Raw genomic sequence first — 665 nt, forward strand, 5'->3', positions numbered from 1 at the left:
TCAAGCAGGAGCGGGGCGGCGTGGTCGGCGCGGGCGAGCTCGCCTGGGCGCCGTACCTGAACGACCCTCAGTCGGTGCTGCCTCTGCCGGGGTGATCAGGCGTTGACATCCTGCGGGTACCAACGCAGCTCGACCACGTTGCCGTCCGGGTCCTGGACGTAGACCGACTGGGCGCTGCCCCGGGCGCCGTAGCGGTCGACCGGGCCCTCGATCACGGTGAGGGCGCCGGAGTCGATCACCTCCTGCCAGTCCAGCGGATCGACCACCAGGCAGAAGTGGTCGACGTTGGACCCGCCGCGCTCACGGGCGACCAGGTCGATGATGGTGCCCGGGCCGACCCGGACCGAGGGGAACGGCACCTTGCCGGCCCGCCACTCCTCGACCCGGACCGGGGCCAGGCCGAGCGGTCCGCAGTAGAACTCCAGGGCCTTCTCGACGTCCTGGACGTTCAGTACCAGGTGATCGAAGTCCTTGACGCGCATGACGTGCCCTCTCCCCGCTGTTGACGATCTTCGGTCAACGGGAGCCTAACGCGACGTCAGGGCGGCGGGAACGCGGGTCTCGGCCAGCGTCGGATAGTCGGTGTACCCGGCCTCACCGCCCACGTACATCAGGCCGCGGTCCCGGACGGCGTTCAGCGGGGCGTCGGTGCGCAGCCGTTCCAC

Annotated in this window: 1 protein-coding gene; it reads right to left on the reverse strand. The window is 70.2% G+C overall.

The features are described 5' to 3' along the window. Positions 1 to 95 precede the first annotated feature (95 nt). Positions 96 to 482: a VOC family protein gene (locus ABD323_RS43255; RefSeq protein WP_184922044.1), complete on the reverse strand. Its 387-nt coding sequence runs from the start codon at positions 480 to 482 to the stop codon at positions 96 to 98. Positions 483 to 665 lie beyond the last annotated feature (183 nt).

This window comes from Kitasatospora nipponensis (assembly GCF_039528135.1).
Classification (GTDB): Bacteria; Actinomycetota; Actinomycetes; order Streptomycetales; family Streptomycetaceae; genus Kitasatospora; species Kitasatospora nipponensis.

Excerpts from the sequence above, each read along its gene's own strand:
- ABD323_RS43255 (WP_184922044.1), bottom strand. The coding sequence starts at position 482 with ATGCGCGTCAAGGACTTCGATCACCTGGTACTGAACGTCCAGGACGTC.